This window comes from Klebsiella sp. S69 (assembly GCF_016516145.1).
GTDB classification, from domain to species: domain Bacteria; phylum Pseudomonadota; class Gammaproteobacteria; order Enterobacterales; family Enterobacteriaceae; genus Klebsiella; species Klebsiella oxytoca.
Genome location: NZ_JACVUU010000096.1, coordinates 1 through 338, shown reverse-complemented (window position 1 = coordinate 338; position 338 = coordinate 1). Strand labels below are relative to the sequence as shown.

The window sequence follows — 338 nt, the reverse complement described above, 5'->3', positions numbered from 1 at the left end:
TTTTCAGCCCCTGCACATTCAGCCCCGTCACCGCGCGGCGGTACACCATTCTCCCGCCGCACAGCACACATTCGAACGGGTCACGACGCAGGAACTGCTTACTCATCTGCGCGTAGCAGACCTTCGGCACTGGCTCCGGCTTTTCCATCTCCAGCGCACGGTAGACCACCGGCAGCTTTTCTCCGCACACCCGGTTGGCCAGAAAACCAAAGTAACGCACCATCCGGAAGGACTTCTCCGGGATGTGCTGTTTCAGCCGCGCCACAATTTCATGCTGCGTCAGCCGCTCCGTCGCCTGCTCACCGGTGTTGTGGTCGTGGTAGCGGAAGCTCAGCGTG

Annotated in this window: 1 protein-coding gene; it reads right to left on the bottom strand. The window is 60.9% G+C overall.

Translation table 11 applies throughout. From position 1 onward, the window contains the following. Window positions 1-338, bottom strand: a 338-nt coding sequence (locus IAE27_RS29395; protein WP_200093440.1) for a transposase, incomplete at both ends; no start/stop codon positions are given.